We start from the raw sequence: 1,504 nt of genomic DNA, 5'->3' as shown, positions 1-1,504 counted from the left end.
TGGCGGAGAGGGCGGGATTCGAACCCGCGGTGGGGATTAGCCCACACACGCTTTCCAGGCGTGCGACTTAAACCGCTCATCCACCTCTCCGCGAAGCCTGCGATTGTAGCAGGCAGCAGGCGCACCCAGCTCAGGCGGCGCGGCTGCCGTCGGCCGTTTTTCGCCAGGCGTGTTTCTGCAGCACTTCCAGCGAGACATGCTCCAGTGTGGCCGCGTGGGTGCATTCGAGCACCACAGGCGGTGCCACATTGGCTTGCAGCGCTTCCAGCCAGCGCTGTACACACAGGCACCAGCGATCACCTGGCTTGAGTCCGGTGAAGCGCCATGCTGGTTGCGGGGTACTCAGATCGTTGCCACGAGCGCGCGAGAATTCGAGAAATTCCGCCGTGACGCGAGCGCACACGACGTGGGTGCCTTCATCGTCTGGGCCGGTCTCGCAGCAACCGTCCCTGTAGAAACCCGTCAGCGGGTCGTAGGAGCAGGGCAGCAATTTGCCGCCCAACACGTTGCGCGAGGTGGTCATGGCCGGTGCGGGGACGATGGTCTCAAACGGTCTTGCCTGTTCCGGCCATCTTCATGGCGGAAGCGATGAGTGCAGAAACTTCGGTCATGTTGCTGGGCACGATGAGCGTTGTGGTGGCGTCTGCAGCGACCTTGCTGTAGGCGTCTACAGCCTTTTCCGCCACTTTGAGTTGCACGGCTTCCTGGCCACCGGGTTGGCGGATGGCTTCGGCCACCTTGCGAATGGCCTCGGCGGTTGCTTCTGCCACCGCCAGGATGGCAGAGGCTTCGCCTTGGGCATTGTTGATCTCGGCCTGCTTTTCACCTTCGGAGCGGGCGATGAAAGCTTCGCGTTCACCGGTGGCGATGTTGATCTGCTCCTGGCGACGCCCCTCCGAGGCGGCGATCAGTGCGCGCTTTTCACGCTCGGCGGTGATCTGTGCCTGCATGGCCAGCAGGATTTCCTTGGGCGGCGTAAGGTCCTTGATCTCGTAGCGCAGCACTTTCACACCCCAGTTCAGTGCCGCTTCGTCGATGGCGTGTACCACTTGCGCATTGATGATGTCGCGTTCTTCAAACGTCTTGTCGAGTTCCAGTTTGCCAATCACCGACCGCAGCGAGGTCTGGGCGAGCTGGGTGACAGCGACGATGTAGTTGGACGAACCGTAGCTTGCGCGCATGGGGTCGGTCACCTGAAAGTACAGAATGCCGTCGACCTGCAACTGGGTGTTGTCGCGCGTGATGCAGACCTGGCTGGGCACGTCGAGCGGGATTTCTTTCAGGCTGTGTTTATAGGCCACTTTGTCGATGAAAGGCACGAGGAAGTTCAGACCCGGTGCGAGCGAAGAGTGGTACTTGCCCAGCCGCTCCACCACCCACGCATTCTGTTGGGGCACCACCTTGACGGATCGAGCAATGAAGATGGCAGCAATGATGACGAGGAGGATGGCGATTTCCATGATGGCGCAGTTCTTTGGATAGGTTGCTGAAGGAGAAGAGGGAG

2 protein-coding genes and 1 tRNA gene are annotated in these 1,504 nt (G+C 60.8%); all 3 read right to left on the bottom strand.

Translation table 11 applies throughout. From position 1 onward, the window contains the following. Positions 1-90, bottom strand: a tRNA-Ser gene (locus tag AB7F11_RS19040). A 40-nt stretch (positions 91-130) separates the two neighbouring features. Beyond that, the gene (locus tag AB7F11_RS19035) at positions 131-523 is read right to left on the bottom strand and encodes a DUF2237 family protein (RefSeq protein ID WP_428300072.1); all 393 of its coding nucleotides are present in this window, start codon (positions 521-523) and stop codon (positions 131-133) included. A 22-nt stretch (positions 524-545) separates the two neighbouring features. Then, a complete protein-coding gene (locus AB7F11_RS19030) occupies positions 546-1,460 on the bottom strand; it encodes an SPFH domain-containing protein (RefSeq protein WP_428300073.1) in 915 nt (304 codons plus the stop codon). Between the last annotated feature and the right edge of the window lie 44 nt (positions 1,461-1,504).

Origin of the sequence: Hydrogenophaga sp. (genome assembly GCF_050250835.1) — a bacterium.
Lineage (GTDB): Bacteria > Pseudomonadota > Gammaproteobacteria > Burkholderiales > Burkholderiaceae_C > Hydrogenophaga.
Note: the sequence above shows the minus strand (reverse complement) of the source record. Positions and strands in the feature narration are given on the sequence as shown.